General features: G+C 73.8%; 22 protein-coding genes and 1 pseudogene. 9 read left to right on the top strand and 14 right to left on the bottom strand.

What is annotated here, in order from left to right:
* On the top strand, positions 1–511 hold a 511-nt coding region (locus tag EF918_RS17940; RefSeq protein WP_125647011.1), incomplete at its 5' end, for a CocE/NonD family hydrolase.
* Between the two features lie 71 nt (positions 512–582).
* Here EF918_RS17940 and galK read toward each other — a convergent pair.
* The 6 genes from galK to EF918_RS17910 form a co-directional block, all read right to left on the bottom strand.
* A complete protein-coding gene (gene galK / locus EF918_RS17935; protein WP_125647008.1) occupies positions 583–1,740 on the bottom strand; it encodes a galactokinase in 1,158 nt (385 codons plus the stop codon).
* Entirely contained in the window at positions 1,737–2,765 is a 1,029-nt protein-coding gene (galT, locus tag EF918_RS17930) for a galactose-1-phosphate uridylyltransferase (protein WP_125647005.1), read from the bottom strand. The genes galK and galT overlap by 4 nt, the downstream gene beginning before the upstream one ends.
* 99 nt (positions 2,766–2,864) lie before the next feature.
* Positions 2,865–3,245 carry a VOC family protein gene (locus tag EF918_RS17925; protein WP_125647002.1) on the bottom strand — a complete coding sequence of 127 codons (381 nt, stop codon included), beginning with the start codon at positions 3,243–3,245 and terminating at the stop codon, positions 2,865–2,867.
* 62 nt (positions 3,246–3,307) lie between these two features.
* Positions 3,308–4,315 (bottom strand): MerR family transcriptional regulator, encoded by a 1,008-nt coding sequence (locus EF918_RS17920; protein WP_125646999.1) that lies wholly within the window; start codon positions 4,313–4,315, stop codon positions 3,308–3,310.
* A 4-nt stretch (positions 4,316–4,319) separates the two neighbouring features.
* A complete protein-coding gene (locus tag EF918_RS17915; RefSeq protein WP_125647015.1) occupies positions 4,320–5,006 on the bottom strand; it encodes a HEAT repeat domain-containing protein in 687 nt (228 codons plus the stop codon).
* Between the two features lie 49 nt (positions 5,007–5,055).
* Positions 5,056–5,904: a dienelactone hydrolase family protein gene (locus tag EF918_RS17910; protein ID WP_125646996.1), complete on the bottom strand. Its 849-nt coding sequence runs from the start codon at positions 5,902–5,904 to the stop codon at positions 5,056–5,058.
* Between the two features lie 329 nt (positions 5,905–6,233).
* Here EF918_RS17910 and EF918_RS17905 point away from each other — a divergent pair, with 329 nt between their 5' ends.
* Positions 6,234–7,250 (top strand): GlxA family transcriptional regulator, encoded by a 1,017-nt coding sequence (locus EF918_RS17905; RefSeq protein ID WP_260610321.1) that lies wholly within the window; start codon positions 6,234–6,236, stop codon positions 7,248–7,250.
* Here the strand turns inward: EF918_RS17905 and EF918_RS17900 are convergent.
* Entirely contained in the window at positions 7,174–8,520 is a 1,347-nt protein-coding gene (locus EF918_RS17900; RefSeq protein WP_185921798.1) for a serine/threonine-protein kinase, read from the bottom strand. The two genes, EF918_RS17905 and EF918_RS17900, sit on opposite strands and share 77 nt — an antisense overlap.
* 435 nt (positions 8,521–8,955) lie before the next feature.
* On the opposite strand from EF918_RS17900, the gene EF918_RS17895 reads away from it, so the two are divergent.
* The gene (locus EF918_RS17895) at positions 8,956–9,267 is read left to right on the top strand and encodes a transglycosylase family protein (protein ID WP_260610324.1); all 312 of its coding nucleotides are present in this window, start codon (positions 8,956–8,958) and stop codon (positions 9,265–9,267) included.
* 62 nt (positions 9,268–9,329) lie between these two features.
* Here EF918_RS17895 and EF918_RS17890 read toward each other — a convergent pair whose 3' ends face one another.
* The 3 genes from EF918_RS17890 to EF918_RS17880 form a co-directional block, all read right to left on the bottom strand.
* On the bottom strand, positions 9,330–10,082 hold the full coding sequence (locus tag EF918_RS17890) for an NUDIX domain-containing protein (RefSeq protein ID WP_125646984.1): 753 nt from the start codon (positions 10,080–10,082) through the stop codon (positions 9,330–9,332).
* Positions 10,083–10,191: 109 nt separating this feature from the next.
* The gene (locus tag EF918_RS17885) at positions 10,192–11,076 is read right to left on the bottom strand and encodes an MBL fold metallo-hydrolase (RefSeq protein ID WP_125646981.1); all 885 of its coding nucleotides are present in this window, start codon (positions 11,074–11,076) and stop codon (positions 10,192–10,194) included.
* 4 nt (positions 11,077–11,080) lie between these two features.
* Positions 11,081–11,743, bottom strand: coding sequence for a deoxynucleoside kinase (locus tag EF918_RS17880; RefSeq protein ID WP_125646978.1), 663 nt, complete (start codon positions 11,741–11,743; stop codon positions 11,081–11,083).
* Between the two features lie 297 nt (positions 11,744–12,040).
* Between EF918_RS17880 and EF918_RS17875 the strand changes: the two genes are divergently transcribed.
* Together EF918_RS17875 and EF918_RS17870 are read left to right on the top strand one after the other, a co-directional pair.
* On the top strand, positions 12,041–12,748 hold the full coding sequence (locus EF918_RS17875; RefSeq protein WP_125646975.1) for a YafY family protein: 708 nt from the start codon (positions 12,041–12,043) through the stop codon (positions 12,746–12,748).
* A gap of 89 nt (positions 12,749–12,837) precedes the next feature.
* Positions 12,838–13,257 (top strand): nuclear transport factor 2 family protein, encoded by a 420-nt coding sequence (locus EF918_RS17870; protein ID WP_125646972.1) that lies wholly within the window; start codon positions 12,838–12,840, stop codon positions 13,255–13,257.
* Positions 13,258–13,265: 8 nt separating this feature from the next.
* Here EF918_RS17870 and EF918_RS36635 read toward each other — a convergent pair whose 3' ends face one another.
* Positions 13,266–13,478, bottom strand: a complete 213-nt coding sequence (locus EF918_RS36635; protein WP_148141241.1) for a hypothetical protein — start codon at positions 13,476–13,478, stop codon at positions 13,266–13,268.
* Here EF918_RS36635 and EF918_RS17865 point away from each other — a divergent pair.
* Positions 13,477–15,030: an NCS1 family nucleobase:cation symporter-1 gene (locus EF918_RS17865; protein WP_260610320.1), complete on the top strand. Its 1,554-nt coding sequence runs from the start codon at positions 13,477–13,479 to the stop codon at positions 15,028–15,030. The two genes, EF918_RS36635 and EF918_RS17865, sit on opposite strands and share 2 nt — an antisense overlap.
* Here the strand turns inward: EF918_RS17865 and EF918_RS17860 are convergent.
* Positions 14,969–15,673: a hypothetical protein gene (locus EF918_RS17860; protein ID WP_125646969.1), complete on the bottom strand. Its 705-nt coding sequence runs from the start codon at positions 15,671–15,673 to the stop codon at positions 14,969–14,971. The genes EF918_RS17865 and EF918_RS17860 overlap by 62 nt on opposite strands.
* Positions 15,674–15,969: 296 nt before the next feature.
* Positions 15,970–16,269: pseudogene (locus EF918_RS38265) on the bottom strand (helix-turn-helix transcriptional regulator); the annotation flags it as partial.
* 173 nt (positions 16,270–16,442) lie between these two features.
* Between EF918_RS38265 and EF918_RS17850 the strand changes: the two are divergent.
* The 3 genes from EF918_RS17850 to EF918_RS17840 all read left to right on the top strand — a co-directional run bounded on the left by EF918_RS17850 (position 16,443) and on the right by EF918_RS17840 (position 19,131).
* Positions 16,443–17,369 (top strand): SigB/SigF/SigG family RNA polymerase sigma factor, encoded by a 927-nt coding sequence (locus tag EF918_RS17850; protein ID WP_125646963.1) that lies wholly within the window; start codon positions 16,443–16,445, stop codon positions 17,367–17,369.
* A gap of 223 nt (positions 17,370–17,592) precedes the next feature.
* Positions 17,593–18,039, top strand: a complete 447-nt coding sequence (locus EF918_RS17845; protein ID WP_125646960.1) for an SRPBCC family protein — start codon at positions 17,593–17,595, stop codon at positions 18,037–18,039.
* 72 nt (positions 18,040–18,111) lie between these two features.
* Entirely contained in the window at positions 18,112–19,131 is a 1,020-nt protein-coding gene (locus tag EF918_RS17840; protein WP_260610322.1) for a glycosyltransferase family 2 protein, read from the top strand.
* Between the two features lie 13 nt (positions 19,132–19,144).
* On the opposite strand, the gene EF918_RS17835 is transcribed toward EF918_RS17840, so the two are convergent.
* A complete protein-coding gene (locus EF918_RS17835; protein WP_185921797.1) occupies positions 19,145–20,359 on the bottom strand; it encodes a hypothetical protein in 1,215 nt (404 codons plus the stop codon).
* Positions 20,360–20,596: the final 237 nt, after the last annotated feature.

Below are 20,596 nucleotides of genomic sequence, written 5' to 3'. Positions count from 1 at the left end.
CCTCCAGGGCGCTGTTGTCCTGGGGGCCGGCGGCCCGCTGCTCTCCCGCACCGCCGGCCCCCAGGACAACAGCGCCCTGGAGGCCCGCGACGACGTGCTGACCTTCACGAGCCCGCCCCTGACCGAGCCGCTGGAGGTCCTGGGCCCCGTCTCCGCGCGGTTCTCGCTCTCCGCGGACACCGGGCAGGCCGACGTGTTCACCCGCCTGTGCGACGTGGACGCCCGGGGGCGATCCGTCAACGTCTGCGACGGGCTGGGCCAGGTGCGGACGACCGGATCGGCCCCGGCGCAGGTCACCGTGCCGATGGGCGCCACCGCCCACCGCTTCGCCGCCGGGCACCGGATCCGCTGGCAGATCAGCGGCGGTGCCCACCCGCGCTACGCCCGCAGCCCCGGCACCGGCGAGGCCCGCGCGGAGGCCACCACCTTCGCCCCCGTCCACCTCACGGTGCACGGCGACTCGGCCCTGCTGCTGCCGCACGGCGGGGCCGGCGACGCCGCCGCGGGGTGAGCGCGCCGGGGGCCGCGGACCGGGCCGGCCGGGCCGTGGCCGGTTCGGCCCGGTCGGCCCCGGTCGTCGTGTCAGCCGATGCGTTCGGCCCCGGCCGAGGGGACGGCCTCCAGCACGGCGGGGGCGGTGAACCCGGCCGCCGCGAAGGCGTCGCCCACCGCGGCCGCGACCGCCGCGGCGGCCTCGGCCGGGACCAGGGCGATCACCGACCCGCCGAAGCCGCCGCCCGTCATCCGGGCGCCGAGCGCCCCTGCCGCCACGGCCGACTCCACCGCGAGGTCGGTCTCCGGGCAGGAGATCCGGTAGTCGTCGCGGAGCGAGGCGTGGCCGGCGGTCAGGACCGGGCCGAGCGCCTCCGGTTCGCCCGCCGCGAGATGGTCGACCGTCCGCTCCACCCGGGCGTTCTCGGTGACCTGGTGCCGCACCAGCGGCACCAGGTCGGGCGGGAGCGCGGCCAGGGCGGCGGGCAGGTCCGGCTCCGTGAGCTCCCGCAGCGCCGGGACGTGCAGGAGCTCCGCCGCCCGTTCGCAGCCCGCGCGCAGGGCGGCGTAGGCGCCGTCGGCCAGGTCGTGCTGGACCCGGGTGTCGAGCACCAGCAAGGACAGTCCGTGCCCCGTCAGGTCGAGCGGGACCTGCCGTACCTCCAGGCTGCGGCTGTCGAGGTGCAGCGCATGGCCGGCGGTGCAGCAGACCGAGGCCATCTGGTCCATGATCCCGCACGGCACTCCGGCGAAGGCGTTCTCGGCGTGCTGGGCCACCCGGGCCAGCACCGGGCGGTCCAGGCCCAGCCCGTGCAGGTCGTCGTAGGCGACCGCCACCGCGCACTCCAGGGCCGCGGAGGAGGACAGCCCGGCTCCGGTGGGAACCGTACTGCTCACGTGGAGGTCGGCGCCGCCCACGTCCAGGCCCCGTTCGCGCAGCGCCCACACCACCCCGGCCGGATAGCGGGCCCAGCCGCCCGTCCCGCCCGGGGCCAGGTCCGCCACGCGCAGCTCCGTGGTCCGGCCGTCGCCCTGGGCGCTGTGCAGCCGCAGCAGGCCGTCGTCGCGGCGGCGCGCGGCGACCAGGGTGCGCTGCGGCAGGGCCATCGGCAGGGCGAAGCCGTCGCAGTAGTCGGTGTGCTCGCCGATCAGGTTGACCCGGCCGGGCGCGGCCCACACCCCGTCCGGCTCCCCGCCGTGGACCCGCCGGAACTCCTCGCGCACGGCCGCGGCCGCAGCCCCGTTCATCGCACCTCCCGCAGCCGCCGGGCGGCCGCCTCGGGGGCCACGTCGTTCATGAAGGCGTCCATGCCGGACTCGGTCCCGGCAAGGTACTTGAGCTTGTCGGCGGTGCGCCGGACGGTGAACAGCTCCAGGTGCAGGGCCAGTTCCTCGCCCCCGACGATCGGGGCCTGGTGCCAGGCGGAGATGTACGGGGTGGGGGAGGGCAGCCCGAAGAGCCGGTCGAAGCGGCGCACCAGCTCCAGGTAGAGCCCGGGGAACTCGGCCCGCTCCGCCTCCTCCAGCGCGGTCAGGTCGGGGACCCGGCGGTGGGGGTAGAGATGGACCTCGTACGGCCAGCGGGCGGCGTACGGGACGAAGGCGGTCCAGTGCTCACCGGCCAGCACCACGCGTTCCGTGGCGGCGCGGGCCTCCGCGAGCAGCTCCTCGAAGAGGTTGCGGCCGGTCGCGGCCCGGTGCGCGGCGGCCGCGGCCAGGTGCTTGGCGGTGCGCGGGGTGACGGTGGAGAAGGCGTAGATCTGTCCGTGCGGGTGCGGCTGGGTCACGCCGATCTCGGCACCGCGGTTCTCGAACACGTAGACCTGCCGCACCTCGGGGCGGGCGGAGAGCTCGGCGGTGCGGTCGGTCCAGGCGTCCAGGACCAGCCGGGCCCGCCCGGGGGTGAGGTCGGCGAAGCCGGCGTCGTGCTCGGGGGTGAAGCAGACCACCTCGCAGCGGCCGGCGTCACCGGAGAGGGAGGGGAAACGGTTCTCGAAGACCGCCACCTCGTAGTCGGCGGCCGGGACCTCGGTCGGCCGGCCCTCCCGCGAGGGGCACAACGGGCAGGCGTCCGCCGGTGGGTGGTAGGTACGGGTCTGTCGGTGCGCGGCGATCGTCACCCAGTCGCCGGTGGCCGGGTCCCGCCGCAGCTCGGGCAGGCTGTGGACGCGGTCGAGCGGCCGCGGGTCCTTAGCCCCCCGGTCCCGGCCGGGGGCGCTGTCGTAGTAGATGAGCTCGCGGCCGTCCGCGAGCTCGGTGACGGTCCGGTGCACGGGCAGTCCTCGCCTGGTCGGTGGGGTACGTACGTACGTGCAGTAAACCAGCGGCGGACGACGGATCGCGGCGGGGCCCGGAGCGGCGGACGGGCCCCGTCACGCCCCGGCGTCGGCGTCGGCCGGGTCCGCCGGCTGCCACAGTTCGATCCGGTGCCCCTCGGGGTCGGTGACCCAGCCGAACCGGCCGACCCCCTCCATGTCCTGCGTCTCCTCGGCCACGTCCGCCCCCTTGGCACGCAGCTGCGCGAGCATCGCGTCCAGGTCGCGGACCCGGAAGTTGAGCATGACCTGCTGGGCGGGGGACCCGAAGGAGTCGGTGCCGGCCTCGAACGCCGCGAACACCGTGGGCCCGGGCCCCTGCCGCCACTGGCCGTGCTCGTCGCCGTCCAGCCCCAGGCACTCCCGGTACCAGGCGGTCAGGGCCGCCGGGTCGGCGGCCCGCACGAAGTACCCACCGATGCCGAGCACACGTTCCATGCGGGCATTCTGCCGCACCGCACCGCCCACGGCCGCAGCGCCCGGCCGCAGCGCGTCCGGCGCTACGCCTCGCGCAGCTTCAGCAGGTACGCCGCGGTCAGGGCGACGGCGCGGTCCTCGTCCCGGGACAGGGTCTCCAGGGCTTCCGACGCCGTCGGGCCCGGGATGTCCGCCAGGGCCTGGGTCAGCCGGCCGCGGGCGGGGGCGTCGGTGGTGGCCGCGGCGAGGCGGGCGACCAGCGCGGTCGCGATCCGGTCCGCCGCCGCGGCGTCGTTCGCCGGCACCGCGAGGGCGTCGGCCGCATCCGTGTCGTTCCTGCCGGCCACGATCATCTCGATGAGCGTAGGGACCGCATCGGCCGCCCCGCGTGCCCCGAGGGCCAGCGCCGCGTACCCGCGGACCGCGGCGTCCTCGTGGCCGAGGGCCTCGCGCAGCAGCGCGGTGGCCGCCGCTCCGGGCAGCTCGGCGAGGCCCCGCACGGCGCGTTCGCGCACCGCCGCCACCGGCGAGGCGAGGCCCCCGGCGAGCAGGGCCGCGGCGGAGTGGTCGTCGCCCGAGCGGGCCAGCGCCCACCTCAGCGCTCCGGCGACGTTCGGCTCCGGCTCGCTCAGGGCCGCCTCGACCAGGACCTCCACCGGCACCGGGACCTCGTCGCCCGAGGACAGGGCCGCGCGCTGGCGGGCGTCGGCGCTCGGGGACCCGAGTGCCTGGAGCAGCGCGACGACCTGGAGGACGCCCTCCCAGCCGGCGGGCTCCGCGGCGTCGATCCTGCGCAGGCGCGTCAGCAGTTCCGTCTCGGCCGCGATGCGTGCGCGCGTCCGCTGGATCAGGTCCTCGACCAGGGCCGAGGGTGCGAAGCCGGGATCGTCGAGCGCCCGCCCGATCTCCCGCAGCGACAACCCCAGTGACCGCAGGCTCTCCACATGGAAGATCCGCCGGATGTCCTCGTCGGAGTACTCCCGGTAGCCCGAGCCCGTACGACCCGAGGGCCGCACCAGGCCCAGCGTCTCGTAGTGCCGGAGCATGCGGGCACTGACCCCGGACCGTCGTGCCACCTCACCGATCAACATGCCCCTATCGTCCCTGCGGATCGGACCCGCCGAGCACGAGGACGCGCTTGGCCTCCTCGACGGCGAACGCGAAACCGGCCTCGGGGTCGTGCAGCAGCCGCTCCGTGGCCAGCGCGTGCGTGCGCACCCGAGGGTCGGGGTCCGCCGCCGCACGACGCAGCGCCGGCAGGACGACCTCCCCCAGCGCGATCAGCGCCCGGCTGAGACTGAGCTGCGTCTCCCGCCCCCCGCGCCCGAGCCGGCCGGCCAGTGACGAGGCGAGGGCGGCCTCCTCACCGTGCGGTACGAGCACGGTCGCGGCCCGCCAGGCGCTGCGCGCCACCTCGTCCTCGGCGTCGGCCAGCAGCGCCGGGGTGATCCCCGGCCACCCCTGCGGGTCCCCGATCTTGGACAGCGTGTGCAGCGCCTGGCTGCGCGCCTGCGCCCGCTCCGAGCGGAGTTCGCGCAGGAGCGCGGGCAGGGTCAGGGACACCGGATGGCGGGTGAGCGCCCAGGTCAACATGTCGCGGACGAAGAACTCCGGCTCGACCGCGCACCGTTCGACCAGCGGGCCGACGAAGCGCGGGTCGGGCGCCGTACCGACCTCCAGGGCCGCGCGCAGGCGGACGGACGGGCGTCCGTCCGCCAGTCCCCGCAGCGCCTCGTCCGTGTCCCCGTGCGTGTGCTCGATGCCTTGCTCGGCCATGGTCATCGGGACCACCTCCTCGGCGAGCAGTGAAGACCTTGTCACCGTGTCAAGGTCAAGCCGGTCGAGGTGAAGCCGGAGCCGGGTGGGGCGGCGGGGCGAGCCGGGCGGTGAGGAAGGCGAGGATCTCGTCACGGGCCCGGACCGTGGGGTGGCCGGCCTCGTCGACGAGGTGGGCGGTGACGACGCTGTGCGGGGTGCCGACGAGTTCGGCGAAGAACGGCGGCGGGGCCGGGTTCGCGGCGCTGTCGGGGAGGACCCGTCCGTCGAAGGCCTCGCCGAGCAGCGCGCGGTACGCGGCGAAGCGCTGCCCGGTGCACCAGCGGTCGCCCTCGAAGCGGTAGGCGAGGACGGTGAGGCCGTCGCGGTCGAACCGGTCACGCAGGGCGTGGGCGTCCGCGGCGTCGAGTTCGAGCCCGCCGGGGTCGTCCAGCGGCAGCGACGGATGGTTGACCACCGGGGCGATCACGGCCGATTCCAGGGCCATGGTGAGGGCGAAGTTGCCGGTGAAGCACAGGCCGATCGCGCCGACCCCGGGCCCGCCGCACTCGGCGTGGGCCTGGCGGGCCAGACCGCGCAGCCAGCGGGTCACCGGGCTGGTGCCGCCGCCGGCGAAGGCGCGGAACTCCGCGCTGACACAGGCCCGGCGGACGACCTCGCGGCCGCCCTCGGCCGTGGGGAAGGCCCCGTCCGTCCCGAACAGGGAGGGGACCAGGACGGTGAAGCCGGCGTCCCGCACCCAGCGGGCGAGCCGCAGGACGTCGGGGCTGATGCCCGGCATCTCGGGCAGCACCACGACCGCGGGCCCGGTGCCGGCCGCGTGGACCGTCTTCTCCACCCCTTGCACGGTGATGCTGCGGCGGGTGAAGTCGGTGATCGGGTCGTTCGGATCGTCTTCGCTCATGGGGGCCAGCCTGGTCCCCGGACCGGCTCCCGGGCAGCGGCGGGATCGCCAAGGCCAGGGGTAATCTCGCCGTCGGGGCCGTCGGGGCCGTCGGGGCCACGGGCGAGAGCGGTACGCGGCACGCGGTCGGCGACTCCGGGGCCTGGCGAGCGGCACCAGGAGGGGGGACGGAAGCCATGGCGGAGACGGCATCGGGGCAACGGCGGCCACCGCAGCCACCGCGGCCACCGCGGCCGGCGGGCGACGGCGCGGTGCCGGGCGGGGCCGCGGGTACCGCGGGGGAGCTGCGGGTCGGGGTGCTGGCGTACCCGGGGTGTTTCGCGTCCGAAGTGTTCGGGGTACCGGACCTGTTGACCATGGCCGGGCACGTGGCCGGGCCGGACGTGCCCGGGTACCGGGTCCGGGTCGTCTCGCCCCGCCGCCGGGTCGTCGCCGCGGGCGGTGCGCGCCTGGACGTGCGTCCCCTGTGCGAGGTCGACGTCCTCGTGGTCCCCGGCTTCGCCCTGCACCCGGGCACCGACCTCGATGCGCGCCTCGCCGCACTCGCCCCCGAGGTCGCGGCGGTCCGCGCCCAGGCCGCCGCCGGCACGGCCGTGGTCTCCCTCTGCGTCGGCGCGTTCCTGCTCGCCGAGGCGGGGCTCCTCGACGGGCGCCGGGCCACCACCTCCTGGCTGTACGCCGACGAGCTGGCCGGGCGCTGCCCGAGCGCCGACGTCCGGCCCGAGCACCTGGTGGTCACCGACACCGGCGTGACGACCACGGCCGCCTTCAGCGCCATGTACGACTTCGCGCTGGACCTGATCCGCCGGCACCACGGCAGCCGGGTGGCCCGGACCACCGCCCGGGTGGCGCTCGTCGACGACGCCCGGACCTCCCAGACCCCGTACGTCGACCCGCGGCTCCTGCCGCAGCCCGGCCGGGAGTTCTCCCAGCGGGTGATGCGGCAGCTCGACCAGAACCTCGCCGAGCGGTACGACCTGGGGGCGCTCGCGGAGGCCTTCCGCGTCAGTACCCGCACCCTGCTGCGCCGCTTCGCCGAGGAGACCGGCCGCAGCCCGCTGGCCCATCTCCAGGACTCCCGGGTGCGCCGCGCGCGTCACCTGCTGGAGAACACCGACCGCACCGTCGCCGCCGTCGCCGCGGCCGTCGGCTATCACGACCCCGGCACCTTCGCCGCGCTGTTCGCCCGCCACACGGGCCACCGCCCGAGCGCCTACCGGGCGGCCTTCCGCCGTGCGGACCGTACGACCGCCCCGGCCGCGCCGCCGGTCACGAGCGCTCCGCCCGGTCCCGCGCCCGTCGCCGGGCGAGGAGGGCCCGCAGGGCCGCCGCCTGCTGCGGGGTGAGGCGGAGGTTGAGGCCGACGCGGTTGCCCGGACGCAGCCGCAGCGGCAGGGGCTGTGTACCGGGGTGCCCGGGCCGCATCACGGCCACCAGCGAGAAGTCCCCGGTCTTCGCGGGGACACGCGCGACGGCGGGCTGCACCAGCTCCACCTCCTTCAGCTCCTCCCAGGGCTGCGCCACGGACGTGTTCCCGTACCGCAGCCGTACGCCCCAGTCGTCCAGGCCGACCACCACCTCGACCCGCCGCAGTCGGTGCAGGGACGCCATCAGGACGACGGGAGGCAGCCAGCCGAAGATGACGATCAGCGGGATGAGCATCGGCAGATCGTGGCGCACGGCAGCCGCTCCCAGGAATGCGCAGAAGTACAGGGCCAGTGCTGCGGTGAGCAGCACGAAGGGCCTGCCCGGCGGTACGGGGGTCCTCAGGTGCAGCGAGAACTGCCCGGTCTCCGCCAGCATGGCGAGCAGGGCCTCGGGTGTGGGGCGATGTTCCGGCTGCTTCTCCACACAGGCCTCGACGAGGGGGCGTAGGGAGTCGGGAACCCCGTCGAGATCGGGATCCTCGAACACCACGGCGTGCATCACGGCCGCCTCGTGGTCCCGCTGGAACGGGTGGCGCCCGGTCGCCGCGAAGATCAGCACGCAGCCGAGGGCGAACACGTCGCTCGCCGGTGTGACGGACCTGGCCATGGCCTGTTCGGGAGACATGTAGGCGGGTGTTCCCACCGTCCGTCCGTCGGGCGTGAGTTGGGTGAATCCCGGCGCAAGCGCCTTCGCGATCCCGAAGTCGATCACTTGGGGGCCGGCGGCGGTCATCAGGACGTTCCCGGGCTTGAGGTCCCGGTGGACGAGGCCGGCCCGGTGGATGGACACCAGGGCGGTGGCCAGCGCGGCGGCCAGGCTCCGCAGCGGCGCCTCGGCCAAGGGGCCCGGGCCGTGGCGGACGACGTCGGACAGGTCCGGCCCCTCCACGAACACGCTGGCCAGCCAGGGGTGTTCGGCGTCCGCGTCGGCACCGACGACGGGCGGGGTGCAGATGCCGCTGACCGCCCGGGCGGCCAGCACCTCGCGGCGAAAGCGCGCGCGGTAGCCCGGGTCCGCGGCGACGTCCGGCCTGATCCGCTTGACCGCCACCCGCTGCCCGTCGTCGGACCGGGCGAGGTACACCTCGCCCATGCCGCCCGCCCCGAGCTGTCCGAGGACCTCGTAGGGTCCGATCCTGGACGGCTCCCGCACGTCCCGCCGGCCCTCCTCGGCATGGTCCGCCCGCACGCACCCCTCCACCCACCCGGCGCCCAGCTCCCGGCCGCTCCCGTAACGGCCCGTTGCCTTCGTACCCGGCCGGGGCGCGGTCATTCCGCGTCCGCGCCGCAACTGGCGGCACACGGTCAGCAGTCGTCACAGCCGTGGCCGTGCACCCCGTGCGCGTGCTCTGAACTGCGGTTTCATCCCGATACGTTCCCTGGGGCGGCCTCGTCGGTCGCTTTCCGGGCATGGCTCTGTATGGGTGGCATAAGCTCTCAAATCCCCCTAAAGCGTGGGTGAAGGCTGCCGAACGTGCTGTGCTGCTGTCTGCACGGTGCGGTGCGCCTGCCCCGGGCCGTCCGGCCCGGTGGCGGCGCCGCCTTGTCGCGAGGGAGAGCCATGCCCTGTCACGTCACGCGCAACGCCCCCGTCAACCGCCGTACCACCAGCGGCGTCCTGCTCATGCTCGTCCCGGTCCTCCTCTGCATACTGGTTTCGGCCGGTCCCGTCTCCGCCGCGTCGGCGTCCCGTCCCCGCGCCGACTGGGACGCGATCGCGCAATGCGAATCAGGCGGCAGATGGCACGCCAACACCGGTAACGGGCACTACGGAGGGCTCCAGTTCACCCGCTCCAGCTGGCGCGCGGCCGGCGGACTCAAGTACGCGCCCCGGGCCGATCTGGCCACCAAGGCCGAGCAGATCAAGGTGGCCGAACGGCTCGCCTCCCTGCAGGGCATGGGCGCATGGACCTGCGCCCGGCGCCACAGGTCCTGACCGGCGCCGGCAGCGCCCCGCCCGCCGACGCAGCGGCGGCCGGGGCACTGCCCCGCCTGCCCTCACCCCTGCCCGGCGGCCAGGGTGCGCGCGGCGGTCCTCTCCAGGTGCGCGGCGAACACACCCGCCGGGTCCGGCACACCGAGCCGGTGCAGGGTCACCATGGCCGTCACGATCACGTCGCACACCTCGGCGGTCACGTCGTCCCAGGTGTGGGACCGCCCCTTGCGGGGGTTGGTGCCCGTGACGCCGATGAGGGCCTGTGCGGCCTCGCCGAACTCCTCCCCGATCTTGAGCACCTGAAGGTGCCACCGGCTCTCGGCCGGCAGGTGCGCGGCCTTCGCGTCGAAGAACGCCGCCAGCTCACCGGTGACCTCCCAGGGCGTCCACCGCCCGGCCGGGACCACGGCCGCCGGGTCCGTGAGCCGGAGGGCGGGGTCGTGCAGGCGCAGGCAGCGGTGGGCGTAGTCGGCCAGATGGAGGAGGGCGAGCTGCTCCGGGGCGAACCACCGGAACATGATGCCCTCGGGGACCGGCAGACTCTCCGCGTCGCCGTCCCAGACGGCGTGGAAGGCGGAGACGGGGCCGTCCTCGGAGACGTAGGAACCCAGGTGCGCCAGGGGCAGGCCGGAGAGTCCGGTCTCCTCCAACAGCTCCCGCCGGGCCGTCCGTTCGGGGTCCTCCTCCGGCTCGGCAGCGCCACCGACCAGGCCCCAGCGGCCCGGATTGCAGATGCCGGGCTTGAAGTCCCGCAGATGCATCAGGAACTGACCCCGGGAGTTGCTGATCACCACGTTGCTGCTGGCGCCGTCCATGCTGTTCCTCTCCTCCTGCTGCCGAACCCGGTCGGAGGAACAGGCTTACCCAGCAGCCCAGTTCCCCGCCCCCTGCCCAACGACCCGGCAGGGCGCAGGAAGCGCGGGATCAGATGTCGGGGCAGAGGATGAACAGCGGGTACGCGCGGCGTTCGGGGCGGGGGCCGATGTCCGCGAGGGCCGTGCGGATCTCGCGGAGGTGGGCGGTGGTCATCTCCAGCGGCGGCTCGTCGGGCTGGTGGACGGTGCGGATCGGGTAGTCCACGCCCGGTTGCCGGGTCATCTCGATGTGGCAGCCGAGCACATGGGTGACCGACCGCCCGTCGCAGAAGTCGATCAGCCGCTCGATGGTCCGGGTGAACGCCTGCCAGTCCTGGATGTACAGCCGCCCGGGATAGACCGTGTCGCCCGTGAGCAGGAAGCCCGTCCACGGGTCGTAGTACGTCACCGCCGCCTCGTGGTGGCCCGGAGTGGCCAGGCACTCCAGCACCCGGCCGCCCAGGTCCACCCGCGCCACCGCGTCGGGCGCGGCACCGAAGCCGAAGTACGCCCAGGCGGTGGCCAGTTCGGCGCCGATCACCGTGGTGTCGGGACGGTCGGCGAACTGGCCGTCGCCCGCCACGTGGTCCCCGTGCGGATGGGTGTGCAGCACCAGCAGGTGGTACGCGGGCCGGGGGTTGCGGGCCAGCCAGTCGTCCACCAGCCCGTCGACCACCTGCCGCAGCGGGAAGAACTCCGCGGAGGCGGTCGCCCCGGTGTCGATCAGTACCGCCCGGTCGTTGCCGAAGAGCAGGAACAGGAAGGGCGCCTCGTAGTCCACCGCCATGTTCTGCCGGAGGATGACCGTGTGCTCGTCGTACGCGTGGACCTGGATCTCCGGGTCCGTGTCGTGCTTGGCCGACGGCGAGCCGTGGATCCACCGCACGTCCAGGGCGCGCGGCCGGGGCGCGGCGGCGCCGAAGTCGATCAGGCCGGTACGGGTGCGGGCGCCCATGGTGTCAGTCCCGCCGCCTTGCCGCGGCCAGGGCGTCCTTGACCTCCTGCGCCACCCGGGCCGCGTCCTCGGCGCTGTTCACCACGTCCGTGTGGTTCATGTCGATCACGAGGACCTCGCTGGCCGAGTAGTGCTTGTGCACCCAGTCGTCGTAGCCGGACCACAGGGTCCGGTAGTACTCGACCAGGCTCTCGTCCTGTTCGAAGTCGCGGCCCCGCAGTCCGATCCGGTGCAGCACCGTCTCGAAGTCGGCCTTGAGGTAGACCATGAGGTCGGGGGCCTTGCGGTACGGCAGGCCGTCGATCTCGCGCATCATCTCGTCGAGCAGGCCCTCGTAGACCTGCATCTCCAGGGAGCTGATCCGGCCCAGGTCGTGATTGACCTTGGCGAAGTACCAGTCCTCGTAGATCGAGCGGTCGAGGACGTTGTCACCCTGCTTGTACGCCTCCTTGATCGAGGCGAACCGCGTCTGGAGGAAGTAGAGCTGGAGGAGGAAGGGGTAGCGCCGGGCCTGGATCTCCTCGGGGCTCGCCGTGTAGAACAGCGGGAGGATCGGGTTGTCTTCCACGCTCTCGTAGAAGACGTCGCTGCCCAGCTCCTTGGCGAGCAGCTCGGCCACCGTCGTCTTGCCGATGCCGATCATGCCTCCGACGCAGATCACTGGCATACCTCACTTCTCCCCGGGTTCTTCTGTCCATGGGCGGGTGTGCCCGGCGACCCGCACCACGAAGACGCACGCCGGCGGTCGCGCGACTCCCGGGATCTTGTTGATCGGCGTCATGTGGTCCTCGTCCGGACCAGGGCCCTGCCCCCAGGCCGCCCGCTACGACGGCCGACCGGCCGACTCGACCGTTCCGCCGCCCCACGGCCGCCTTGAATCCTAAATGATGATTCGCTCCGTGCAGGCCAGAGCGCCGGTCGGCCGTCTGTCGCCCGGACGGGTGTTCCGGCTACGGTCCTGGCTGTGAACCGTACCGAGCGCCTGTACGCCCTGGTGGAGGAGTTACGCGCGGTGTCGCCCCGGCCGCGCAGCGCCCGGTGGCTCGCCGAGCGCTTCGGCGTCAGCACCCGCACCATCGAGCGCGACCTCAGCGCCCTGCAGCAGTCCGGGGTGCCGCTCTACGCCGAGCCCGGCCGCAGCGGCGGCTACGTGGTGGACAAGGACCACACGCTGCCGCCCCTGACCGTCACCCCGGCCGAGGCGGTGGCCCTGGCCGTGGCCCTGCACGGGCTGTCCGGGACACCGTTCGCCGCGGACGCCCGCGCGGCGGTGCACAAAGTGTTCGCGGTCATGCCGCAGCGTGACCGTCAGGCCACGCGCGAGCTCGCCGCCCGGATCCGGGTCGCCGCCCAGCCCGCGGCCCCCTCCCCGCTCCCGCACGCCGTGCGCGAAGCGCTCGCGTCGCGCCGGCTGCTGCACCTGAGCCACGCCGACGCCCAGGGCGAGGTCACCGAGGGCGAGGTCGAGCCCCTGGGCCTGGTCGGGGGCGACCCCTGGTACCTCGTCGGCCGGTGCCGGCGGCGCTCGGCCGTCCGGTGCTTCCGCCTCGACCGCGTCAGGCAGGCGCGGGTAGGGGAGGAGACGGTGGAGCCCCGTCCGCTGGACCTGGCCGAACTGGACCTCCAGGCGCGGGATTTCGTTCCGCTCGACTCCCTCTACGATTTCGCTTGAGCCGCCGCTCGGGGGCCCGAACACCGACAGGGGGTTGTCGCTCACGGCCCGGACGCTGGGTGACCACGAACCGACCTTGGAAGGCACCCATGTCTGTGACGACGACCCCCCTCACCGACTCCGCACCGCTGACCCGGGAGGCCGGCACCCGGCTGGTGGAGGGCTGGACGGCGCTCTGGAACGGAGACGTCGCCCTCGCCGACCAGATCCTCGCCCCCGACTTCCGGCTGCACTTCGCGGACGACTTCGACGGCACCGGCTCCGCCGCCGCCTTCGGCCGGGACGAACTGACGGCGTTCGTCTCGGCCAACAGCCTCGCCCTCACGGGCGTGACGTTCGCCGCGGCCGCGGCGCCGCTCGTCGACACCGGGCGCGGCGAGATGGCCTGCCGGTGGAACGAGGTCCACGGCGAGGTCGTCGTCAAGAGCGGCATCGACATGTTCGCGGTCCGCGACGGCCGGATCTCCGCCGTGTGGTCCCTCACCGGCAACCGCAGCTTCGCCGCCTGACCGACACCTCACGCCGCCCGGGTCTTCCGGTGGGCGAAGGCCGAGGGCGTGTACGCGCCGATGCCCAGGACGACCTCCAGGGTCTTGTGGCGGTGTCCGTCTCGACCCCGGGCCGCCGGGGCGCCACGATGGAGCGGCTCCTCGTGGGGGAGCCGTGCACCGGCGTTTCCGGTCCTGCCCGGGGCCGGGCCTTCACCCGACCCGAAGGGGCGTGCGTACATGCCGGACCATCCGACCGTCGACACCGGGGAGCGCATCGAACTCGCCCCCGGCGAGGTCCCCTCCGACGGCCGCTTCGCCAACCCCGATCTGCTCCCCGTACACGTCGCGGACCGGCGCTGGACCACGTACAACTTCGCGGCCCTGTGGGTCGGCATGGCGCACAACATCCCCTCCTGGCTGCTCGCCTCCGGCCTGGTGGCCCTGGGGATGGACTGGAGACAGGCCGTCCTGACCATCGCGCTGGCCAATGTGATCGTGCTGGTGCCGATGCTCCTGACCGGGCACGCCGGCCCCAAGTACGGCATCCCCTTCCCCGTGCTGGCCCGGGCCTCGTTCGGGCTGCGCGGGGCCAATCTGGCCGCGCTGATCCGGGCCGCCGTGGCCTGCGCCTGGTTCGGGATCCAGACCTGGATCGGCGGCTCCGGGATCTTCGTCCTGCTCGGCAGGATCTTCGGCGGCTGGGCGGGCGCCGACCGGATCGCCGGGCAGCCGTGGACGCTGTGGCTGTGCTTCGTCGTCTTCTGGGTCCTCGAACTCGCCATCATCTACCGGGGGATGGAGGCCCTGCGGCGCTTCGAGAACTGGGCCGCACCCTTCGTGATCGTCGGCGCGCTGGCCCTGCTGGTGTGGATCGGGGTGAAGGCGGGCGGCTTCGGGGAACTCCTCGACCAGCCGTCCCGGCTCGGCTGGGGCCCGGAGTTCTGGCAGGTCTTCTTCCCCTCCCTCATGGCGATGATCGCCTTCTGGTCCACCCTCTCGCTGAACATCCCCGACTTCACCCGCTTCGGCGCCGGCCAGCGCTCCCAGGCGCTGGGGCAGGCGCTCGGGCTGCCGACGACGATGACCCTGTTCGCGCTGCTGTCGGTGTTCGTCACCTCCGGTTCGGAGGCGGTCTACGGCGCCCCGATCTGGGACCCGGTGGAGCTCGTCGCCAAGACCGACAACGTCTTCGGCCTGATCTTCGCCCTGGTCACCGTCCTGATCGCCACCATCTCGGTGAACATCGCCGCCAACGTCGTCTCCCCGGCGTACGACCTGGCCAACCTGGCGCCCCGCCTGGTCGACTTCCGCCGGGGCGCGCTGATCACCGGGGTGGTGGGCGTGCTGATCATGCCGTGGAAGCTGACCTCCACCCCCGAGCTGTACATCTTCACCTGGCTGGGCCTGGTCGGCGGGCTGCTCGGCACGGTCGCCGGCATCCTCATCGCCGACTACTGGATCGTGCGCCGCACCCGGCTCTCACTGCCGGACCTGTACCGGGAAGGCGGCCCGTACTGGTACACCGGCGGCTGGAACCTCCGCGCGCTGGCCGCCTTCGCCGTCGGCGGGGTCCTGGCCATCGGCGGCTCGCACTCGGCCCCGGGCAAGGGCCCCTTCCCCGCGGAGGGCGTGATCCCCTTCCTCAAGCCGCTCGCCGACTACGGCTGGGCGGTGGGCCTGACCGCCTCCTTGCTGCTCTACGTGGCGTTGATGCGCTCCGTCACGTCGGTCAGGGCAGGTAGACCTGGTCCAGGCGGTGGATCGCACCGTCGTCGCCCGTCCGGTACGTGAAGACCAGCCCCGAGTCCGGGTGCGCGGCCATCCAGCCGACCAGTTCCTGCACGGTGATCGGCTTGCTGCTGCCGCCGGCCGTGAGGACCGGGCCGGCGGCCGTGATCTGCGCGTCGGCGGCGAGGGCCCGGCGGACCTCCTCACCGCTGGTGACGAACGGCGCGCCGTCGCCCGCCCTGCTGCAGGCCCAAGCGCCGTGCTGGACCACGAGGGTGACCGTGCCGGGGCTGCCGGGCGGGGTCTCGGTGCGGTAGAGGGCGATCTCGTCCGGGTCGTAGGCGCCGGGGCCCGGCACGGCGGTGACGCAGCCGCCGCCGGACTTCGGTGCCGCTGCCTTCGGGGCGTCCGGCTTCGACGACGGGCCGGGCGCCGGTTTCACCCCTGCGCCGCCGGCGGGCGGCTGCGCGCTCGCGCCGCCGGCCGGCCCGGCGGCGGCCGACGTGTCCGACGGCATGGCCGTGGCGGCGGCGGTGGCCGGGGCCGATGCCGTCGACGTGGCCGATGCCGTGGCCGTCGCGGGGGGCGTGGCACCGGCCGCCGTACCAGCACCGGCACCGGCGCCGCCCCCGCATCCCGTCACACCGCCGCCGAGCACGACGGCCGCGACCGCGACGCCCACGATTCCCCTACGCCTGGCAGCCATGGCGCACTCCCCCTCACCGACACCGGCCGCGGCCACCTCGGCCGCACCGCCCTCCGGAACGTAGCAACCCCCGTCCCGGCGGGGGAGAGCCGGGGCCTGCGGTGGTCCTACGGGAACTGGCCGGCTCGTTCGAGCCCGGCATCGCTCCCTCCCTCGAGAGCGGCTGCTGCGTCGTCCGGGGTCAGGTGCAGATCGAGCCGTTCCGAGCGGAGTGCCTCGTCCCCGGAGCCGGCCTCGGCCCTGGCCGCGGCCCCGGTCCCGCCTGCGTCGACGGCTGCGGCTCTCGCCGGGCCGGCGAGGTAGGCCAGGAGACCGGCGATCTCCAGCCCGGCCTCGGCCGGGTGCCGGAAGCGGGCGCCCTGGGCGATCTCGTAGCGGTTGCGCCGGCCGTCCCTGAGCCGGGTGAGATACCCGTCGGCCTGGAGGTCCGTCACGATCGCCTGGACGGTGCGCTCGGTCAGACCGCAGGTCGCCGCGATGTCCCGGAGCCGGATGCCGGGGTCGCGCGCGATCGTGACGAGCACCCGGGCGTGGTTCGTCAGGAAAGTCCAATTCGTCCGATGGGGCCGGCGCGGATCCGGCCGTTCGCTGTCCACATCGCCATTCTTCCTCCATCGATACCTGACCTGCAAATCCCGAAATGTTTTTCCTGTATCTCTTGACGTGTGTCCGCCGAGAGGGCAGGTTCTTGGAGAGCAAGATTCCGAATCCATGTGACCGAGCGATCGAGCGACGCGCCGCAAGCATCCGTGCCCAGGGAGCGAAGACGATGACCACTACTGCCACCGAGTCGAACACCACCAAGGCGACGACGCCGCACACCACGACCGCTACCCCCACCCCGCCCCGGACCGACGAGGTGCCGGACTGCCCGCGGGACGTGACCACCCGTGACGCCCGCCGACTGACGCCGTTGCTCCTCGAACGGCTCCACTCCCTCGAACGCGGCACCCGCGAGTACCAGTACGTCCGCAACACCCTCATCGAGATGAACCTCTCGCTGGTCCGCTTCGCCGTCCGGCCGTACCGCGACCGCCCGGGCGGCCCCGAGCTCGACGACCTCATCCAGGTCGGCACCATCGGCCTCATCAAGGCCATCGACCGCTTCGACCCCGGCCGCAACACGCAGTTCACCACCCTCGCCCTCCCCTTCATCAGCGGCGAGATCAAGCGGCACTTCCGTGACACCGCATGGGCCGTACGCGTGCCGCGCCGGCTCCAGGAACTGCGCTCGGAGCTGGTCCGGGCCGCGGAGGAACTCGCCAGTGTCCTCGGCACCGAACCGACCCCGGCCGACCTCGCGGAGCACCTCGGCCTCACCGAGGACGAGGTCCGTGAGGGCCTGGTCGCGGCCAACGGGTACAGCGCCCGCTCGATCGACGCCCAGGCGGGCCCCGGCGACGGGGCGGAGGCCGGCGGCAGCGGCCGGTCCCCGGGAGGCCGGCGGGCGCCCACCCTCGCCGACTCGGTGGGCGAGGTCGATCCCGGACTGGAGGCCGTGGAGAACCGGCACGCCCTCGCGCCGTTGCTGTCCGGCCTCGACGAGCGCCGCAGCCGCATCCTGCGGATGCGCTTCGTCGAGGAACGGACGCAACGGGAGATCGGGGAGGAGATCGGCGTCTCCCAGATGCAGGTCAGCCGCATCCTCTCGCGCACGCTGAGCGAGTTGCGCAAGGGGATGCTGGGCGACGGCTGACCGCCTGCCCCGACCGGCTGCCCGCGGCCCCCGACGCAGGGGGCCGCAGGCGCGACCGGGGTGGGGCCGCACGGTGGCGGAAGACGACTCGTTCGGGGAATGCCCCGGCGCGCGGCGGGGCAGCCGGGGCCGAACGGGGCACCAGTGGAGAGCCCCACCCGGGGCCGGCCACCCCCGAGAGGCCGGCCCCGGTTTTGCCGGCCACACGTCTGGAGGACGCAACATGTCGACGGCCAAGGAGTCCATCGAGGTCGCCGTCCCGGTCCGCACCGCCTACGACCAGTGGACGCAGTTCGAGTCGTTCCCGCAGTTCATGGACGGTGTGGAGCGGATCGAGCAGCGCACGGACACGCTCACGCACTGGGTCACGCAGATCGCCGGCGTCAAGCGGGAGTTCGACGCGGAGATCACCGAACAGATCCCCGACACCAAGGTCGCCTGGGTCACCCTCGGCGGTGAGACCGAGCAGTCGGGCGTGGTGACGTTCGAGCCGATCGACCCCTCGCACACCCAGGTCACGCTGATGATGGACCTCGACGGCGAGGGACTGGCGGAGCGGATCGGCGACCGGATGGGCTACGTCGACCGGCAGGTCAAGGGCGACCTGAAGCGCTTCAAGCACTTCATCGAGGACCGCGGCGCCCCCACCGGCGAGGCCCACGGCCGCTGAACCGTCCGTCGACCGGCCCGGCAGCGCTGCGAAGGGCCGGTCGACATGCCGGCCATCGGGCCTTCCCGCATGATGACTGCTGTGCGGAACACGCCCCCGGCTCCGGTCGCACTCTCGGTCGTCGTGCCCGTCTACAACGAGGAGGAAGCGCTGCCCGCTCTGGCGGCCCGGCTCCGGCCGGTCCTCGACGGGTGCGGGGAGCCGTACGAAGTCCTCGCCGTCGACGACGGATCGACCGACCGGACGCCCGCGCTGCTGGGCGACCTCCGCACCCTCTGGCCCGAGCTCCGCATCGTGCGCCTGCGCCGCAACAGCGGCCACCAGGCCGCCCTGACCGCCGGACTCCACCGCGCCCGCGGCGCCCACGTGGTCAGCATCGACGCCGACCTCCAGGACCCGCCGGAGGCCATCCCCGAGATGCTCCACCTCGCCCGGACGGAGGATCTGGACGTCGTCTACGGCGTCCGCGCCGACCGCTCCACCGACAGCGGGTTCAAACGCCGCTCGGCCGCCGTCTACTACTGGCTGGTGCGCCGCCTCGCCGGCACCTTCGTCCCCGCGCACGCCGGTGACTTCCGCCTGCTGTCCCGCCCCGTCGTGGACACCCTCACGGCCCTCCCCGACCAGCGGCAGGTCTACCGCCTGCTCATCCCCTCCCTGGGCTTCCCCAGCGGCCAGATCTCCTACCGGCGCGGGGAGCGGGTCGCCGGCACCACCAAGTACCCCCTGCGCAAGATGGTCCTGCTGGCCCTGGACAGCATCACCAGCTTCTCGGCGGTCCCGCTGCGGTTCGCCACGGCCGTCGGAGCCCTCAGCCTCGTCGTCTGCCTCGGCTTCCTCGTCTGGACACTGATCGCCCACGCGACGGGCAACACCCTTCCGGGCTGGACCTCCCTGATCATCACCATGCTGTTCTTCGGCGCCGTCCAGCTCTTCTCGCTCGGCCTCCTCGGCGAGTACGTGGCCCGCATCTTCACGGCCGTACAGGCCCGGCCGGTCTACTCGGTCGCCCACGACACGTACGAGGACGCTACGGAGGAGGAAGAGGCGGGGGAAGCGGAGGAAGAGGAAGGGGCGCCGGAAGCCTCGTAGCGGCGGTGGTCCCTCACACCAGCACCCCGGCGAAGAACATCGCCCCCAGGAACGCGTAGCGGACCGCACAGACGGCCAGCAGCGCACCCTGCACCCACCGGGGCATGCGTCGGACCAGGACGAGCCCGACGAACATCGCCGCGTGCGTGCGGTACCACGACATCTGCGCACCCCCGAGGAACGGTGCCAGGAAGACGCCCGCCGTCAGGATCGCGGCGGCCCACTCCGCGACGTCGAGTCCCCGGTGCCGGACGAGCCGGACCGCGGCCGTCAGCACCACGAGCAGCACGAACGAGACGTTCAGCCAGAGCTGGACCCGGTGCGCGGCGAGGCTGTGGGCCACCAGCCAGGTGAGCTGCCCGTCCGGCCGGTACCAGTCGCCGAACGGAACCCCGTACGCCTTCACCAGCTCGGCGAAGGGCTGGCGCACGGCCCCTTGCCCGTAGCTCGACCGCTGGATGACGTCGTACGCGTCCCAGCGGCCGGTCGCCTGCCACATCAGCCATCGCGTCCACAGCAGACCGCATCCGGCGAGTGCCGCGGACGCCCCCGCCTTCGCGATCCGCAGCGGCCACGGGTCCTCCCGCCACGCGAAGCCCGCGCTCAGCAGCAGCATGCCGACGGCGACCGCACCGATCGGATGACTCGCGCTCGCCACGAAGCCACCGGCCGCGGCGAGCCCCCACGCACCACGCCGCACCCCGGCCACGCACACCAGCAGGGCGAGCGTCACGGTGGCCAGGGGGAACACCGCGTGGAAGTAGACGCCGCCGGGGAACACCGTCCCGATCGCCAGGGTGAGGCCGGTGGCCCAGGTGAGCCGGGCGCCGAGCAGCCACCACAGCACCGCGAACATGCCGAGCAGGCAGAGCTCGGTGACGAGGACGGCCACCACCTCGTACGACAGCCCGGTGGCGGAACCCGCACGGACCACCATCGGGTAGCCGGGGAACCAGGCGACGTTGCCGCAGACGATGTCGGGGAAGTCGGGATACCGTTCCCGGCAGCGGAACATCTCGTAGCCGGACCGGGCGATCGACAGATAGTGCTCGGAGTCCCAGCGACGGCGGCCGGCGGTGGACCAGTAGCGCACGGCGGACCCGTCGCCCGCCACGGACGCCTCGGCGACCAGCCAGGTCACGAGGTTCGCGACCAGCCAGGCCGCGACCGGCGGCCACAGCGTGCGGAGGCGAGCGCGGGGCACCGCCCCGGCGGGACATGGGGTCACTGCGGCCATTCTCACCAACCTCGGGTACGGGCGCACCGAAGGCTCCGCCGAACGAGCGGGGGCGGGCGCCGCCGCTCCGGCCGCTCCCGTCGCTCCCGTCGCTCCCCGTCGTACCCCTCGCTCCCCGCCGTTGGGACCCGCGGGGCCGGCGATGCTCAGGCCGCGGCGTCTGCGGTGCACGGTGAGGACGGCCAGGCCCTCCGGGCCGGCCGCCAGGGCCCGGGAGGCGCCGCGGCC

The sequence above is a fragment of the Streptomyces sp. WAC06614 genome, from assembly GCF_003949795.1.
Lineage (GTDB): Bacteria > Actinomycetota > Actinomycetes > Streptomycetales > Streptomycetaceae > Streptomyces.
The sequence above is the reverse complement of the archived record's forward strand: the minus strand, read 5'-3'. Positions and strand labels throughout refer to the sequence as shown.